General features: G+C 46.7%; 18 protein-coding genes. 5 read left to right on the top strand and 13 right to left on the bottom strand.

The annotated features are described in order from the left end of the window. Positions 1-242: 242 nt before the first annotated feature. From hisIE to Q5C82_RS00525, 8 genes are read right to left on the bottom strand one after another with little or no spacing between them, the layout of a single operon-like run. Complete coding sequence (gene hisIE / locus Q5C82_RS00490) at positions 243-866, bottom strand: bifunctional phosphoribosyl-AMP cyclohydrolase/phosphoribosyl-ATP diphosphatase HisIE (protein WP_003219809.1); 624 nt, start codon at positions 864-866, stop codon at positions 243-245. Next, positions 863-1,621: an imidazole glycerol phosphate synthase subunit HisF gene (hisF, locus tag Q5C82_RS00495; protein WP_003219807.1), complete on the bottom strand. Its 759-nt coding sequence runs from the start codon at positions 1,619-1,621 to the stop codon at positions 863-865. The genes hisIE and hisF overlap by 4 nt, the downstream gene beginning before the upstream one ends. Next, positions 1,618-2,355, bottom strand: coding sequence for a 1-(5-phosphoribosyl)-5-[(5-phosphoribosylamino)methylideneamino]imidazole-4-carboxamide isomerase (gene hisA, locus Q5C82_RS00500; RefSeq protein WP_003219805.1), 738 nt, complete (start codon positions 2,353-2,355; stop codon positions 1,618-1,620). Before hisA ends, hisF begins: the two co-directional genes overlap by 4 nt. After that, on the bottom strand, positions 2,352-2,990 hold the full coding sequence (hisH, locus tag Q5C82_RS00505; protein WP_003219804.1) for an imidazole glycerol phosphate synthase subunit HisH: 639 nt from the start codon (positions 2,988-2,990) through the stop codon (positions 2,352-2,354). The genes hisA and hisH overlap by 4 nt, the downstream gene beginning before the upstream one ends. Continuing rightward, the gene (hisB, locus tag Q5C82_RS00510) at positions 2,991-3,575 is read right to left on the bottom strand and encodes an imidazoleglycerol-phosphate dehydratase HisB (RefSeq protein WP_003219802.1); all 585 of its coding nucleotides are present in this window, start codon (positions 3,573-3,575) and stop codon (positions 2,991-2,993) included. Further along, positions 3,572-4,855, bottom strand: coding sequence for a histidinol dehydrogenase (gene hisD, locus Q5C82_RS00515; protein ID WP_003219801.1), 1,284 nt, complete (start codon positions 4,853-4,855; stop codon positions 3,572-3,574). Before hisD ends, hisB begins: the two co-directional genes overlap by 4 nt. Continuing rightward, the gene (gene hisG, locus Q5C82_RS00520; RefSeq protein WP_003219799.1) at positions 4,852-5,493 is read right to left on the bottom strand and encodes an ATP phosphoribosyltransferase; all 642 of its coding nucleotides are present in this window, start codon (positions 5,491-5,493) and stop codon (positions 4,852-4,854) included. The genes hisD and hisG overlap by 4 nt, the downstream gene beginning before the upstream one ends. Continuing rightward, a complete protein-coding gene (locus Q5C82_RS00525; protein ID WP_003219796.1) occupies positions 5,486-6,661 on the bottom strand; it encodes an ATP phosphoribosyltransferase regulatory subunit in 1,176 nt (391 codons plus the stop codon). Before Q5C82_RS00525 ends, hisG begins: the two co-directional genes overlap by 8 nt. A 249-nt stretch (positions 6,662-6,910) precedes the next feature. Here Q5C82_RS00525 and Q5C82_RS00530 point away from each other — a divergent pair, with 249 nt between their 5' ends. Together Q5C82_RS00530 and pelC are read left to right on the top strand one after the other, a co-directional pair. Then, on the top strand, positions 6,911-7,654 hold the full coding sequence (locus tag Q5C82_RS00530; protein ID WP_003219794.1) for a C39 family peptidase: 744 nt from the start codon (positions 6,911-6,913) through the stop codon (positions 7,652-7,654). 254 nt (positions 7,655-7,908) lie between these two features. Further along, complete coding sequence (gene pelC / locus Q5C82_RS00535) at positions 7,909-8,574, top strand: pectate/pectin lyase PelC (protein ID WP_003219792.1); 666 nt, start codon at positions 7,909-7,911, stop codon at positions 8,572-8,574. 22 nt (positions 8,575-8,596) lie between these two features. Here pelC and hprF read toward each other — a convergent pair whose 3' ends face one another. Genes hprF through hprK form a run of 5 tightly spaced genes read right to left on the bottom strand, consistent with a single transcriptional unit; the run spans position 8,597 to position 12,483 of the window. After that, positions 8,597-9,115: a heptaprenylglyceryl phosphate O-acetyltransferase gene (gene hprF, locus Q5C82_RS00540; RefSeq protein WP_003219790.1), complete on the bottom strand. Its 519-nt coding sequence runs from the start codon at positions 9,113-9,115 to the stop codon at positions 8,597-8,599. Between the two features lie 3 nt (positions 9,116-9,118). Beyond that, on the bottom strand, positions 9,119-9,769 hold the full coding sequence (gene ppaX, locus Q5C82_RS00545; protein ID WP_003219788.1) for a pyrophosphatase PpaX: 651 nt from the start codon (positions 9,767-9,769) through the stop codon (positions 9,119-9,121). Beyond that, on the bottom strand, positions 9,766-10,704 hold the full coding sequence (locus Q5C82_RS00550; protein ID WP_003219786.1) for a nucleoside recognition domain-containing protein: 939 nt from the start codon (positions 10,702-10,704) through the stop codon (positions 9,766-9,768). Before Q5C82_RS00550 ends, ppaX begins: the two co-directional genes overlap by 4 nt. 23 nt (positions 10,705-10,727) lie before the next feature. Then, on the bottom strand, positions 10,728-11,537 hold the full coding sequence (gene lgt, locus Q5C82_RS00555) for a prolipoprotein diacylglyceryl transferase (RefSeq protein ID WP_003219785.1): 810 nt from the start codon (positions 11,535-11,537) through the stop codon (positions 10,728-10,730). Between the two features lie 13 nt (positions 11,538-11,550). Next, positions 11,551-12,483 (bottom strand): HPr(Ser) kinase/phosphatase, encoded by a 933-nt coding sequence (gene hprK / locus Q5C82_RS00560; RefSeq protein ID WP_003219784.1) that lies wholly within the window; start codon positions 12,481-12,483, stop codon positions 11,551-11,553. A 181-nt stretch (positions 12,484-12,664) separates the two neighbouring features. Between hprK and nagA the strand changes: the two genes are divergently transcribed. Genes nagA through nagR form a run of 3 tightly spaced genes read left to right on the top strand, consistent with a single transcriptional unit; the run spans position 12,665 to position 15,329 of the window. Further along, positions 12,665-13,855: an N-acetylglucosamine-6-phosphate deacetylase gene (gene nagA / locus Q5C82_RS00565; RefSeq protein ID WP_003219783.1), complete on the top strand. Its 1,191-nt coding sequence runs from the start codon at positions 12,665-12,667 to the stop codon at positions 13,853-13,855. Next, complete coding sequence (gene nagB, locus Q5C82_RS00570; protein ID WP_003219782.1) at positions 13,852-14,580, top strand: glucosamine-6-phosphate deaminase; 729 nt, start codon at positions 13,852-13,854, stop codon at positions 14,578-14,580. Before nagA ends, nagB begins: the two co-directional genes overlap by 4 nt. Before the next feature lie 17 nt (positions 14,581-14,597). Then, positions 14,598-15,329, top strand: a complete 732-nt coding sequence (gene nagR / locus Q5C82_RS00575) for an N-acetylglucosamine utilization transcriptional regulator NagR (RefSeq protein ID WP_003219781.1) — start codon at positions 14,598-14,600, stop codon at positions 15,327-15,329. The last annotated feature ends 5 nt before the right edge of the window (positions 15,330-15,334 follow it).

A 15,334-nucleotide genomic window follows, 5' to 3' on the forward strand; every position in this document is an offset into this window, starting at 1 on the left:
CACGGTTATTGTGAGAATAGTATTCTATTTTTACTCTAAAAATAATTCTATTGACCTGGTTAATGAGTGATTAATTTATCCTTTTCCATGTTACAACATGGCGGAATTTGGATAAATAGGAAATCCGACTTGGTTTTACTCTCCTTTTATTAACTAATCATGCAAAACACCTCATACGCAACTAAATACCTATTACTTTTTTCACAAAACAAAAAGAGCCGTATGATAACGGCTCTTTACTCTTATTTTTCAGAATGTCGTTTCTTCAATACGTCAAGCACATCATCCAGCGGCAATGCTTGTTCTCTGAGCAGGACAAGCAGGTGATACAGCAGATCTGCCGCTTCCCATTTGAGTTCCTCGTGGTCTCGGTTTTTCGCGGCGATGATGACTTCGGATGCTTCTTCACCAACTTTTTTCAAAATCTTATCGACGCCTTCTCGGAAAAGGTAAGTGGTGTAAGCTCCTTCAGGCATTTCCGCTTGGCGTTCCGCGATCACGCGCTCCAGCTCGTTAATGATGTCAAATCGGCCCGCAGCCTGTTCTTCTGTTTGTTCCTTTATAAAACAGCTGTAGCTGCCAGTGTGGCATGCCGGTCCGGACGGTTCTACGAGCACGATCAGCGCGTCTTGGTCGCAGTCATACCGAATACCCGTAACGGCTTGCGTGTTCCCCGAGGTTTCTCCTTTATGCCATAACTCTTGACGTGAGCGGCTGTAAAACCATGTTTCTTTCGTTTCCAGCGTTTTTTCGTACGATTCCTTGTTCATATAGGCAAGTGTCAGCACTTCTTTGCTTACCGCATCCTGCACGATGGCAGGAATTAATCCATCCTCATTAAAACGCAGTTCATCTGCCTGTTTCATCTCACATTCACCCCGTGCTCTTTCAAGTATGATTTCACTTCTTTCATTGATGTTTCTTTATAATGAAAAATAGAGGCGGCCAGCGCAGCGTCGGCTTCTCCTTTTGTAAAAGCCTCAAGCATATGCTGCGCGTTTCCCGCTCCTCCCGAGGCGATAACAGGTACGGGGACAGTTTCAGAAACAAGCTTTGTCAGCCTGTGATCAAAGCCTTTTTTCTCACCGTCAGAGTCCATGCTTGTCAGCAATATTTCTCCTGCGCCGCGTTTGACGCCTTCTTTTGCCCATGCTGTGACTTCCCAATCTGTTTTCTTTCTGCCGCCGTGCGTGTAGACTTTATATGTGCCAGATTCCTGGTCATACTTGGCATCGATGGCAAGTACGATGCATTGCGAACCGAAAAACTCGGCTCCTTCCGTAATCAGCTCAGGCCGGAGAACAGCTGCCGTGTTCACAGAAACTTTATCTGCGCCGGCACGCAGAATCGTTTTCATATCGCTGAGCTGATTGATGCCGCCGCCGACTGTAAACGGAATCGCAAGCTTCGCGGCAACCTGCTCCACCACATCAACCATCGTTTTTCGTCCTTCATGCGAGGCGGAAATATCGAGAAAAACCAGTTCATCCGCGCCTTCCTGGTCATACAATTTCGCCAATTCAACAGGGTCACCGGCATCTTTTAATTCGAGAAATTGAATTCCTTTTACAACGCGTCCTTCTTTGACATCAAGACATGGAATAATCCGTTTTGTGATCATTTGCGTTTCACCCTTTCAAGCGCCTCGCTCAGCGTAAACTGATTGGTATACAGCGCTTTTCCGATAATCACACCAGAAACGCCGTCCGCCTGACAGCGGGCGAGGGCTTCGAGGTCCGCGACGGAGCTGACTCCGCCGGAAGCAATCACAGATTTCCCCGTTTCCTTAGCAAGCTCGACCGTGCTTTCAATATTTGGGCCAGACAGCATTCCGTCTGTCGCGATGTCAGTAAAAATAAAGACTTCCGCTCCTTCATTGGCAAGCTCTTTACCGAGTTCAGCTGCCTTAAGGCTTGATGTTTCCAGCCATCCCTCTGTTGAAACAAATCCGTTTCTCGCATCCAACCCGATTGCAATTTTCTCGCCATATTGTTTCAGCATTTTTTTGACAAATGGAGGGTTAGAAACAGCCGAGCTTCCCAGGATTACCCGATCGACTCCTGCTGATAAGTATTCATAGACGTCACTTTCGGAACGGACTCCCCCGCCGATTTCCACTTTCAGGTCCAGCTTTTGCGAAATTTCGATCACATGACGGTCATTTACTCTTTTTCCTTCTTTTGCGCCGTCAAGATCAACGAGATGGATCCATTCGGCACCCTCACTCGCAAATAACGAGGCCATGTCGTATGGTGAATCGCCGTATATCGTTTCCTTATTATAGTCTCCTTGAACAAGGCGGACACATTTGCCGTTTCTCATATCAATTGCCGGATATAATGTAAAAGCACTCATTTTTTCACCTTCTGTTCTGCTGCCATTTTCGTAAATTGGGTTAAGATGGACATTCCGACCGTGCTGCTTTTTTCCGGATGAAATTGAGCGCCGAAGACGTTCCCTTTTCCGACTACAGCAGGGACTCGCACACCATAATCAGCGCTTGCCAGAAGCGCATCCGCCTCCATTCCGTCAATGTAATAAGAATGCACGAAATAAGCGTAGCCTTCTTCTGTTTCAGCCAGCAGCAGAGATTCGTTATGAAAGGAAAGGCGATTCCAGCCCATATGCGGAACCTTCAGCTTGTTTCCTTTCTCATCTTCTGCTTTCAGCCTGACTGCTTTCCCTTTTAACAGCCCGAGGCCTGACGCGGTCCCATTTTCTTCGCTTTCATCAAATAAAAGCTGCATGCCGAGGCAGATTCCGAGAAGCAGTCTCCCTTCTGAGACCATGTCGCGAATCAATTGATCGAGCTTCGCGTTGCGCAAATTGTCCATCGCGTCTCCAAATGAACCGACTCCCGGCAAAATGAAGGCATCAGCTTCTTTCAGCTCCTCCGGCTTTTCAGAAACAAAATACGGCACGCCGACACGCTCAAACGCCTTTGAGACACTGTATAAATTGCCCATTCCGTAATCTATCACGCCGATCATTTACAGCATCCCTTTCGTTGATGGTATCCCTTTAACACGCGGATCGATTGTAGTCGCTTCATCAAGCGCACGTCCAAGCGCTTTAAAAACAGCTTCAATGATGTGGTGGGTGTTTGTGCCGTAATGAACGATAACGTGCAGATTCATCCGTGCTTCAAGCGCCAGCTTCCACAAAAATTCATGTACAAGCTCCGTATCGAATGTGCCGACTTTAGCCGCAGGGAAGTCCGCGTGCATTTCCAAGTGCGGCCGATTGCTTAAATCTATGACGACTTGAGCAAGCGCCTCATCCATCGGTACAAACGCCGATCCGTAGCGTTTGATTCCTTTTTTATCACCCAAGGCTTCGAGCAGCGCCTGCCCTAAGCAGATGCCGATGTCTTCGGTCGTGTGGTGATCATCTATATCAACATCGCCTTTTGCGTTAATCGAAAGATCGAATTGCCCGTGTTTCGTGAATAAATCCAGCATGTGCGTCATAAACGGTACGTCTGTTTGGATATCAGCTTGTCCTTCACCGTCTATTGTGAATGCCAGCTCAATATCTGTTTCGTTTGTTTTTCTGGCGCGTTCCGCTTTTCTCATTTTGAATTCCTCCGTTCTCTCGCTTCGATTGATCTGGCATGGGCTTCTAATCCTTCAAGTCTGGCAAAAGCCGCGATGCTTTCGGCATGTTCTTCAAAAGCTGATTGGCTGTAAGAAATAATGCTCGATTTCTTTTGAAAATCCGTTACGTTTAATGGACTTGAAAATCTCGCTGTTCCATTCGTCGGAAGCACGTGATTCGGTCCGGCAAAATAATCTCCGATAGGCTCAGGGCTGTATCTGCCTAAGAAAATTGCACCCGCATGTTTGATTCTTCCAAGTAAAGCTTCGGGAGACTGTGTGATGATTTCTAAATGCTCCGGCGCAAGCGTATTGACAGTATCAATCGCTTCATCCATTGTTTCCGCCACATAGATACAACCGTAATCACTCACTGAAGCTTCCGCTATTTCTCTTCGCGGCAAGGTTTTCAGCTGTTCGTTCACCTCTGTTGAAACCGCCTTGGCCAGCGCCATGGAATCTGTGACAAACACACATGAACTGAGCTTATCGTGTTCCGCCTGTGACAGCAGGTCGGCTGCAATTTCTCTCGGAATCGCTGTTTCATCAGCCAGCACGACGATTTCACTCGGTCCGGCAATCATATCAATATCGACATCGCCGAACACCTCTCGTTTGGCAAGCGCGACATAAATATTTCCAGGGCCTGTGATTTTATCTACCGGCTCAATGGTTTCGGTTCCGTACGCCAGCGCCGCAATCGCCTGAGCGCCGCCCATTTTGTAAATATCTTTTATGCCCAGCTCGGCAGCAGCGACTAAAACCCCTGGAGACAGCTGTCCGTCTCTTCCCGGAGGCGTCACCAGAACGATTCTTTCCACACCCGCTGTCAGCGCCGGAATGACATTCATCAAAACAGATGAAGGATATGCAGCCGTTCCCCCTGGCACATATACGCCGGCGGAATCAAGCGCCGTCACTTTCTGCCCCAGCATTGTGCCGTCCTTTCTGTGATAAAACCATGAGGATTGCAGCTGTCTTTCATGATATTCCCTAATATTTTCGATTGCCTGCCTAATCACCTGAAGCAGCTGTAAATCCAGTAAGGTGTATGCTTCCTCAATTTCTTCTTTTGTGACGAGCGGGCTGTCTATTTCGATGCCGTCAAATCTCGCCGTATAGCTGCGAACCGCCTGATCACCGTTTGCTTTGACATCTTCAATAATGGATCGGACTGTTTTTCTTTGCTCTTCCGTTCCGGCATCTATAGACCGCTTAAGAGAAAGCCGTTCAGCGCCGCTGATGGTTTTGATCTTCATTTTGCCGTTTCTCCTTCCACAACGAGAGATAAGCGGGATGCCATTTCGTCAATCACATCGTCTTTCATGCGATAGCTTACCGGGTTGACGATAAATCGGGAAGTAATGTCGCAAATGTGCTCCGTTTCAACAAGCCCGTTTTCTTTCAGCGTCTGTCCAGTGGAAACGATGTCCACAATCCGGTCTGCAAGCCCAATGAGCGGTGCCAGCTCAATTGAACCGTTGAGCTTAATGATTTCAACTTGTTCTCCCTGCTCTCTAAAATAACTAGAAGCCACATTCGGATACTTTGTCGCGATCCTTGGCGCTACGCCGCTCCAATCTGTATTCGGAAGTCCGGCTACTGCCAAGTGGCATTTGCTGATTTTCAAATCCAGCACCTCATATACATCGCGTTCCTCCTCCAGCATGACATCCTTGCCAGCAATTCCGACGTCTGCCACGCCATGCTCCACATATGTGGTCACGTCCATCGGCTTAGCTAATATAAAACGGAGATTTTCCTCCGGTACATCGATGATCAGTTTTCTCGAATCTTCAAACTCCTCAGGGAGCTTGTAGCCAGCCTGCCGCAGCAGCCCTGCCGCTTCTTCAAATATCCGGCCCTTTGGCATCGCCATTGTGAGTAACTTACCCATTTTGCTCTTCCTTTCTGGCACCGATAAAATAGGTGACGTTTGCAAAAGATTTTGTCATCTGATCGATATTGTCAATTCCCGATAAATCTTGAAGAACCACTTTGTTCCCCTTCATACGTTCTTCATTCGCATAAGCGATGGCTTGCGCCCGTTGCTCTTTGCTGAAAATAACAGCGTCTATTTCACAAGGTTCGTCTTTCATATGAAGAGCTTCAATCAGCCGATCGATCCGAAGCCCGAAGCCTGTCGCAGGCGCGGGTGAATTAAAATGACCCAGAAGCTTGTTATAACGGCCGCCGCTTCCAATGACAAAGCCGACATTCTCGGCGTACACTTCAAATAAAATCCCTGTGTAATAGCTCATGTGGCTAACCATATTCAGGTCAAGACGGACATTTTCCGTACATCCGTAATCCTCAAGAATGTCCCACAGCGCCTTCAGCTCATCAACCACGCTTTTTCCTTGTGCAGAATCGACGATTTCCTCAGCACGTCCGCAAACTTCTATGCCGCCACGCAATTCAAGAAGCGCAAGCAGCCTGCTTTTATCAATGGAGGAAAGCGGGAGAGACTTGACATGTTCTCTGTAGCCGACGTAGTTCTTCTCGTATAAAAACCTCCGCAGCACATCAGCACGCTCAACGTTTCCGAGCACCTCAACAAACAGGGCATCCGCAATGCCGGCATGGCCGATGGCTATTTTAAAGGAAGCAAGCCCGGCGCTTTTTAACGCACCAATTACTAATGCAATGACCTCAGCATCCGCGCTTGTCGTTCCGTCACCGATTAATTCCACTCCTACCTGCTCGAATTCGGCGGAACGTCCGCCTTCGCGTTCCTGGGCCCTGAATACATTTGCCGCATAGCCAACTCTGAGAGGATGACCGTGTTTCAGAAGCTTTGATGCCGCCACCCTTGCAATCGGTCCTGTCATATCCGGGCGAAGCACCAACGTCTTGCCGTCCTGATCAAGAAGCTTAAACAGCTGCTGCTCTTCAATCGCTGACTGTACGCCAACGGTATCGTAAAACTCCAGTGTCGGAGTTTCCATAAATTGATACCCCCATTTATCTATCAAATCGGTTAACGATTGTCTCACCTTTTTTTTCGTCTCGTATAAACCGGGCAGTGTATCTCTCATGCCGTGCGGTTTCTCAAACATAAACATCAACCCGCGCACCTCCGTTGCATTGTTTGAAGGAAAATTCCGAATCCTTTAGTTCGCTAATATGATAATATGTTAGCAGATGAAAGGATGAAAATCAATGCTTAACTTCAGTTAAGATATTTTTCATTCAGATGCCCTCCTCCCAAATATGAAAAAATCATGAATAAATAATTAAAGGTACGTAATATCTCAAATTCTTTATGTTTGGCATGCTATAATACAAATCAAATAGAGAACAAGGAGATAAAGATGAAAACACTGCGAACTCTATGTATACTGATCATCCTTTCAGGCGTCATTTTTTTCGGACTTAAAATAAATGCAAAAGATATAGACATTCCTTTTTTCAATAGCGATAAAAAAGAGGCTGAAAAAGAATCGGCTGCGAACAGCAAAAAGGAACTGAAAGGAAACGCAGAACCACTGGATGTCGTCCTTTACAATCAAATGGACGCGCCTCGGCTCTATAACGGCTGTGAAGTAACAAGTCTTGCGATGGTGCTGAATTACGCGGGATACAGCGTGACAAAAAACACACTGGCTAACCAGATAGCCACAGTTCCTTTGACATACAGCAGCGGATTAAAAGGTGATCCGAATGACGGATTTGTTGGGGATATGGCGAATGGACCGGGTCTCGGTGTCTACCATGGACCGATCTATCAGCTGGCGAAAACCTATGCCGGAGACAAAGTGTCTGACCTGACTGGAAAAAGCATTTCTGCTGTTTATGAACAGCTTGAGAAAGGCAATCCTGTTTGGGTCATTACAACCTCCAACTTTACGCCAGTTAACAACATGCAGACATGGAAAACACCAAACGGAACGATTGATATTACGTACAGTGAACACAGCGTTGCCGTTACGGGATATGATGAAACATATGTCTATCTCAATGATCCGTATGGCTATAAAAACAGAAAAACCGACAGAACCAGCTTTGAAAAAGCGTGGGAACAGATGGGCAGCCAGGCCGTTGTGATTCAAAAGTAAACAGCTGACAACCGTTCGTTTCCACAATACGTATGCTCTATCCTGAGCAAATACGACAATATTCACGCTTTTTGTTTCAATCGGTAATATCGATTCATTTTCCAGTTATCATCCAAAATTATCTTTACTTTCAGGCTGTCTGTTTTTATGATTAAAGCAGATTCAGCCTTGCCCCGATCTATGTGAGAGAAGCCGGTGCAGGACGCTGAAGCTTCTCTTACAAAAATGAAAGCGATCCGGGGAGGATTTTATCATTGAAAAAAATCATGTCTATCCTATTTATGTTCAGTTTGGTTATGGGTTTCAGCCAGTTTCAGTCATCAACTGCTTTTGCAGCTGACAAAGTGGTGCACGAAACAATTATCGTACCAAAAAATACAACATATGACGGGAAGGGACAGCGGTTTGTAGCAGGGAAAGAATTAGGTGACGGAAGCCAGTCCGAAAACCAGAAACCTGTTTTCCATGTGGAGGATGGAGCAACACTAAAAAATGTGGTGCTCGGCACACCTGCTGCTGATGGCGTGCACACTTATGGTAACGTTAACATTCAGAATGTGAAGTGGGAAGATGTTGGCGAGGATGCGTTAACGGTGAAGAAGGAAGGAAAAGTGACCATTGACGGCGGCTCTGCCCAAAAAGCGTCAGATAAAATTTTCCAAATCAATAAAGCCAGCACATTCACAGTGAAAAACTTCACGGCGGACAATGGCGGAAAGTTCATTAGACAGCTTGGCGGTTCAACCTTCCACGTCGATGTGGTCATTGACAAATGCACCATCACGAACATGAAAGAAGCGATATTCCGGACAGACAGCAAAACAAGCACGGTTAGAATGACAAATACACGCTACTCCAATGTTGGCCAAAAATGGATTGGTGTTCAGCATATTTACGAAAACAACAATACTCAATTTTAACAATAAAAAAGCCTGCTGATGTTTATTCAGCTGGCTTTTTCAATCTTTCTTGCATTTCTTCCTTCGTATAGATGATCCTCATCGGATTTCCGCCGACAAAAGCCCCGGCAGGCACATCTTTATGGACAAGTGTTCCGGCGGACACAACTGCGCCATCCCCTATTTCCACACCGGGCAGAATGGTCGTGTTGGCACCGATCATCACTTCGTCTCCGATTAGGACTTTGCCGATCCGGTATTCTTGAATCAAATACTCATGGGCCAAAATGGTCGTATTGTACCCAATGATTGTATTTGTTCCGACTGAGATCTTTTCCGGAAACATAATATCCGGCATCACCATGAGGGCAAAGGAAGTCTGCTTTCCAACCTTCATCCGCAGAAATGTACGGTACAGCCAGTTTTTCATCCCTATAAACGGTGTATATCTCGCAATTTGAATGACAATAAAATTTTTGACAACCTTTAAAAAAGGCACCGTTTGATAGACATGCCATAGTGAGTTAGCCCCCGAGACCGGATGACGATCTGTTTTTCTCACAGATTACTTCACTCCAACGATTTGTAATAGATCACTCATTTTCTCAAGCATATAATCAGGCTCATGCTTTGCCAGTGTTTCCGGCCCTTTAATCGTCCATGCGACTCCGGCCGTTTTTGTTCCGGCGTTTTTCCCTGCCAGCACATCGTGGTAATTATCTCCGACCATAATGGCTTCCGCCGGCTCGCTTCCTAGCTGTTTCAGCGCTAAAAGCACAGGCTCGGGATCAGGCTTTGCCATCGTCACATCATCAAGGGTAACGACCGTTTCAAAGAATTCGCCGATTCCCGTCAGCTTTAGGCCCATATTGACAGTATCTCTTAATTTCGTTGTCACAATCCCTAATTTAAAGCCGGCTTTTTTTAATGCATCCAGGGTTTCATACACCGTTTCATATTCAGTCACGAGTGTGTCATGCATGTCATGATTATACGCTCTGTACATGGCGATCATATCATCGCATTTATCAGCGTCCATTGAGGAGAATGTGTCAAAAAGAGACGGCCCGATAAACGCAAGAACGTCTTCTCGTTTATACTTGCTCGGGTAATAATGCTCCAGTGTATGCAAAAAGGACGCGATAATTAATTCATTCGTATTAATAAGAGTTCCGTCTAAATCAAACAGAATCGTCGTTACTTGTTTGTCACTCATATTGCTTCCTTTCCAACCGCTGAGGGTTTCCATTTTTTCCATGTATGCGCAATAGCCATTGTCAGCAGCACTGCGGTGGTGACACGAATCAGAAGAAGAGGCCAGACCGGGATACCGAGCGGAATAAAGACAAGTGTATCTTCTACGACCGCGTGGCAGGCAACGAGAAAAATAAATGCCAATGTCATATCCCGTCTGCTCACGCCGTCATCTTCGACAGCTTTGATCATAACACCCGCTCCATAGGCCAGACCGATCGTCAGTCCCGCCACCATCGTCATGGATGTATTTTTATTCATGCCAAGCAGCTGCGTAAACGGGGACAGCCACCTCGATAACCGATGCAGCCAGCCTAAATCTCTTAAAAACTGAATGATGATCATCAGCGGGATCACTATTGCCGCCAGCTGCAAAACACCAAGTCCAGCTTTTGCTAAAGCTTCGGCCAGCATTGCCAGCCAGCCGTCAGGCGCCGCACTCTTCGCGGTGATAAAACCGTACTGCGCCGTTTCCTGTCCGCCGTGCCAGATGAGGTTGATGACGATCGCTGACACAGCGGCCAAACCGATACGCACCGCCAAAATAACGCCAATTCTGATGCCGACCTTCGCGGCAACTGTCGATTCGATAATCAAGTTATGACAGAATGAAAGCATTACAGCTAAAATAAAGACTTCCTTCACAGATAAATCCAATGTCAAAATTCCGGCAATTCCGGCATACAGATTCAGCATATTTCCCAGTACAAGCGGAATAGCCGCTTCACCTGAAAGCCCGAAAAGGCCCATAACCGGTGTGATCAGACGTATCAGCCAATCCATGACAGGCGTATGCTGAAGCAAAGTGACCAATAGTGTTACCGGGAAAATGACTTTACCGAGTGTCCATGTTGTTTGAAGACCCGCCGAAAGACCAGCCAGAAAGATCTTCTTCATCCCTCATCCCCCTTTGTTGACGTCTACTCCGCGTACCGCTCCTTCGAGTATCCCTTGACGCGTCTGAAGATGATGGCAGCCACAGCCAAAACAATCAATACGATTGAAATCACCTGAGCGATGCGAAGTGCATCAGTCAGCATTAAGCTGTCAGTCCGCATTCCTTCAATAAAATATCGTCCGATTGAATACCAAATGATATAGATCAAGAACATCTCGCCTCTACGCAAATTTGCTTTGCGCAAGAACAGCAAAATGATGACGCCGACAAAGCTCCATAGTGATTCATATAAAAAAGTAGGATGATAATATTGTCCATCAATGTACATTTGATTGATGATAAATTCAGGCAGGTGCAGGCTTTCTAAAAAGGCTCTGCTGACTGCCTCACCGTGCGCTTCCTGATTCATGAAGTTTCCCCAGCGGCCGATCGCCTGGCCGAGTAAAATGCTTGGCGCGGCAATATCCGCAAGCTTCCAGAACGAAATGTTTTTCACTCTTGAAAACACATAACCTGTTAAAATGGCGCCGATCAATCCGCCGTGAATAGCAATGCCGCCCTTCCAAATCTTAATGATTTCTCCGGGGTGTGCCGCATAATAATCCCATTCAAATGCAACATAATAAATTCGTGCGCAAATAATCGCAATCGGAATGGCAAACAGGACAAGATCGATAAACGTATCTTTCTGCAGCCCCCGTTTCTCACTTTCCCTCATCGCAATCCAAAGCCCAAGCAAAGCGCCGAGACCGATAATGATTCCGTACCAATGGACGGCCAATGGCCCTAGCTGAAACGCTATCGGATTGAGTGGTTCTATCGCTTCATTCATTTAACGCCAACTCCTATTCGTCTTGTTCACTGTCTTCAATGACATCCGCCAGCTTATTGGTAAATTGCTCAGCGGCGTTCAGCCCCATCCGCTTCAATCTGAAGTTCATTGCTGCCACTTCGATGATGACTGCGAGATTTCGGCCCGGACGGACAGGAATCGTCAGCTTTGTAATTTCTGTATCAATGATTTTCATGGTTTCTTCCTCAAGCCCGAGACGGTCGTATTGCTTGCCCTGCTCCCAAAGTTCAAGATTCATGACAATCGTAATTCGTTTATTGCTTCTGACCGCGCCGGCACCAAACAGCGTCATCACGTTGATAATGCCAAGCCCTCTGATTTCAAGGAGATGCTCAATTAATTCAGGAGCGTTCCCGACAAGGGTATCCTGATCCTCCTGCCGAATTTCAACGCAATCATCGGCAACAAGGCGGTGCCCCCTTTTCACAAGCTCCAGCGCGGTTTCACTTTTCCCGACGCCGCTCTTTCCTGTGATCAGTACGCCGACGCCGTATATATCCACAAGCACACCGTGAATGGCTGTGGTTGGCGCAAGTCTGCTCTCAAGGAAGTTGGTCAGCCGGCTTGACAGCCTTGTCGTTTTCAGCGGTGATCTGAGGACAGGCACACCGTTTTTTTCAGAAGCGTCAATCAGCTCCTGCGGGATAGGCATATCTCTGGAAAGAATGATAGCTGGTGTTACATCCGTGCACAGAGAATCCATTCGCTGCTTTTTCTCCTCTTCCGGCAGCTGCTCAAAGAAAGAAAGCTCTGTTTTTCCGAGAAGCTGCACGCGCTCTCTCGGGTAATATGTAAAATATCCGGCAATTTCAATGCCTGGTCTTGATAAGTCACTCATTGTAATCGGGCGGTTAACTCCTTCTTCTCCGCTGATTAATTCCAAATTGAACTGTTCCATTACGTCTTTTGTGCGAACCTTTGCCACGATATGTTCCTCCTGTTCCGGGCTTCCCCGAGCTTGCTCACAATAATTTCATTTTATCACTTTCGGGCTTGAACCTAAAACAGATTTTATAAAAGACTGGAAAACGCCTTAGCTGGTCTAGATCACTAGTCTGAAAAGGAGTAAAATAAATGTATTCATATTCCAGAAAGGCGGATCATTTATGGCAGAAAGTCTTCTTATTAAAGGCATCGCGATCGTGACAGAAAATGAAGTAATCAAAAATGGTTATGTCGGAATCAGTGAAGGAAAAATCAGCACAGTCTCAACAGAACGGCCTAAAGAGTCTTATTCAAAAGAGATTCAAGCACCGGCAGATTCCGTTTTGCTTCCCGGGATGATTGACATTCATATTCACGGCGGCTATGGCGCAGATACAATGGATTCAAGCTATTCAGCCCTCGACACCATGTCGTCAAGGCTGCCCGAAGAAGGCACGACGAGCTTTTTAGCAACAACGATTACTCAGGAACATGGGCACATTTCTCAAGCTTTGGTGAATGCAAGAGATTGGAAAGCAGCTGAGGAAACCTCTTTATTAGGTGCGGAACTGCTCGGCATTCATTTAGAGGGCCCCTTTGTTTCACCTAATAGAGCCGGGGCGCAACCAAAGGAATGGATCAGGCCTTCGGATGTTGCGCTTTTCAAAAAGTGGCAGATGGAGGCGGGCGGACTGATCAAAATTGTCACACTCGCGCCGGAAGAGGACCAGCATTTTGAACTGATCCGCTATTTGAAAGACGAATCGATTATTGCGTCGATGGGGCACACAGATGCCGACTCCGCATTACTATCGGAGGCCGCGAAAGCAGGCGCGAGTCATATGACCCATCTTTACAACGCGATGAGCCCGTTTCATCACCGAGAGCCCGGGGTGATCGGAACAGCGCTTGCTCATGATGGGTTTGTGACAGAGCTTATTGCCGACGGCATCCATTCCCATCCTTTAGCGGCTAAGCTTGCTTTCTTGGCAAAAGGCAGCACCAAACTCATTTTAATTACCGATTCAATGAGGGCAAAAGGCCTGAAAGACGGCGTATATGAGTTCGGCGGCCAAAGTGTGACGGTAAGAGGTAAAACAGCTCTTCTATCAGACGGAACACTTGCCGGTTCAATCCTCAAAATGAACGAAGGTGCACGGCATATGCGTGAGTTTACAAATTGTTCTTGGACGGATATAGCTAATATAACTTCTGCAAACGCGGCCAAACAGCTGGGCATCTTTGACCGAAAAGGCAGTGTGACAGAAGGAAAAGATGCGGATCTTGTCATTGTCAGCAGTGATTGCGAGGTGATTCTCACCATTTGCCGCGGAAACATTGCATTTATATCCAAGGAGGCTGACCAGATATGAAAGTAGTGGAATGTCAAACATATGAAGAGCTAAGCAAAAAAGCAGCCAGAATAGCGGCAGACACAATCAAGGAAAAACCTGACGCCGTTCTCGGTTTAGCGACAGGCGGCACACCGGAAGGCACGTATCGCGAGCTGATCCGCCTGCACCAAACTGAGAATCTCTCATTTCAAAACGTCACCACGGTTAATTTGGATGAATACGCCGGACTTTCAAGCAATGACCCGAACAGCTATCACTTTTATATGAATCATCGTTTTTTTCAGCATATCGATAGCCAGCCAAGCCGGCATTTTATCCCGAATGGAAATGCAGACGACCTGGACGCCGAATGCAGACGGTACGAACAAGTCATCGAATCCCTCGGCGGCACTGACATTCAGCTTCTCGGCATCGGCCGAAACGGACATATCGGCTTTAACGAACCGGGAACGCCTTTCAAGTCGCGAACACACATTGTGACCTTAAATGAACAAACCCGCCAGGCGAATGCCAGATATTTTCCTTCAATAGACAGTGTGCCAAAACAAGCACTCACAATGGGAATCCAGACGATTCTCTCAAGCAAGCGCATTCTGCTCCTTATTTCCGGAAAAAGCAAGGCAGAAGCTGTGAAAAAGCTGTTAGAAGGAGACATAAGTGAAGATTTCCCTGCATCTGCTTTGCACCTGCATTCTGATGTAACGGTTTTGATTGATCGTGAAGCAGCGGCATTAAGACCTTGAAAGGAACATGCTGACTTATGAAGATCGATAAACAATCGCCTATTCCGATTTATTATCAGATTATGGAACAATTAAAAGCCCAAATAAAGAGCGGAGAGCTGCTGCCGGATATGCCTCTTCCCTCTGAGCGTGAATATGCCGAACAATTTGGGATCAGCCGGATGACGGTTCGCCAGGCTCTTTCTAATTTAGTCAATGAAGGCTTTCTCTATCGCCTAAAAGGGCGGGGCACCTTTGTCAGCAAGCCAAAAATGGAACAAGCACTCCAAGGGCTGACAAGCTTTACCGAGGATATGAAAAGCCGCGGGATGACACCGGGCAGCAGGCTCATTGATTACCAGCTTATTGATTCAACGGAGGGGCTCGCCGCTATATTAGGTTGCAGGCACCCCTCCCCTATCCATAAAATCACTCGGGTGCGACTGGCAAATGATATTCCGATGGCGATCGAATCCTCGCATATTCCGTTTGAACTTGCGGGTGAATTAAACGAATCGCATTTTCAGTCTTCGATTTACGAGCATATTGAAAGGTACAACAGTATACCGATTTCCAGTGCAAAACAGGAGCTTGAACCAAGCGCTGCAACAGCTGAAGAAGCAAGTATTCTCGGCATTCAAAAGGGGGCGCCTGTCCTGTTAATCAAACGAACAACATATTTACAGAACGGAACTGCTTTTGAACACGCCAAATCAGTATACAGAGGCGACCGTTATACATTTGTCCACTATATGGATCGGCTTTCATAAAAAAA

This window comes from uncultured Bacillus sp., assembly GCF_958411575.1.
GTDB classification, from domain to species: Bacteria; Bacillota; Bacilli; order Bacillales; family Bacillaceae; genus Bacillus; species Bacillus spizizenii.

Coding starts and splice junctions, on each gene's coding strand:
- hisIE (WP_003219809.1), bottom strand. CDS start 866: ATGAAACAGGCAGATGAACTGCGTTTTAATGAGGATGGATTAATTCCT.
- hisF (WP_003219807.1), bottom strand. CDS start 1,621: ATGATCACAAAACGGATTATTCCATGTCTTGATGTCAAAGAAGGACGC.
- hisA (WP_003219805.1), bottom strand. CDS start 2,355: ATGAGTGCTTTTACATTATATCCGGCAATTGATATGAGAAACGGCAAA.
- hisH (WP_003219804.1), bottom strand. CDS start 2,990: ATGATCGGCGTGATAGATTACGGAATGGGCAATTTATACAGTGTCTCA.
- hisB (WP_003219802.1), bottom strand. CDS start 3,575: ATGAGAAAAGCGGAACGCGCCAGAAAAACAAACGAAACAGATATTGAG.
- hisD (WP_003219801.1), bottom strand. CDS start 4,855: ATGAAGATCAAAACCATCAGCGGCGCTGAACGGCTTTCTCTTAAGCGG.
- hisG (WP_003219799.1), bottom strand. CDS start 5,493: ATGGGTAAGTTACTCACAATGGCGATGCCAAAGGGCCGGATATTTGAA.
- Q5C82_RS00525 (WP_003219796.1), bottom strand. CDS start 6,661: ATGTTTATGTTTGAGAAACCGCACGGCATGAGAGATACACTGCCCGGT.
- Q5C82_RS00530 (WP_003219794.1), top strand. CDS start 6,911: ATGAAAACACTGCGAACTCTATGTATACTGATCATCCTTTCAGGCGTC.
- ppaX (WP_003219788.1), bottom strand. CDS start 9,769: ATGAGTGACAAACAAGTAACGACGATTCTGTTTGATTTAGACGGAACT.
- Q5C82_RS00550 (WP_003219786.1), bottom strand. CDS start 10,704: ATGAAGAAGATCTTTCTGGCTGGTCTTTCGGCGGGTCTTCAAACAACA.
- lgt (WP_003219785.1), bottom strand. CDS start 11,537: ATGAATGAAGCGATAGAACCACTCAATCCGATAGCGTTTCAGCTAGGG.
- nagA (WP_003219783.1), top strand. CDS start 12,665: ATGGCAGAAAGTCTTCTTATTAAAGGCATCGCGATCGTGACAGAAAAT.
- nagB (WP_003219782.1), top strand. CDS start 13,852: ATGAAAGTAGTGGAATGTCAAACATATGAAGAGCTAAGCAAAAAAGCA.
- nagR (WP_003219781.1), top strand. CDS start 14,598: ATGAAGATCGATAAACAATCGCCTATTCCGATTTATTATCAGATTATG.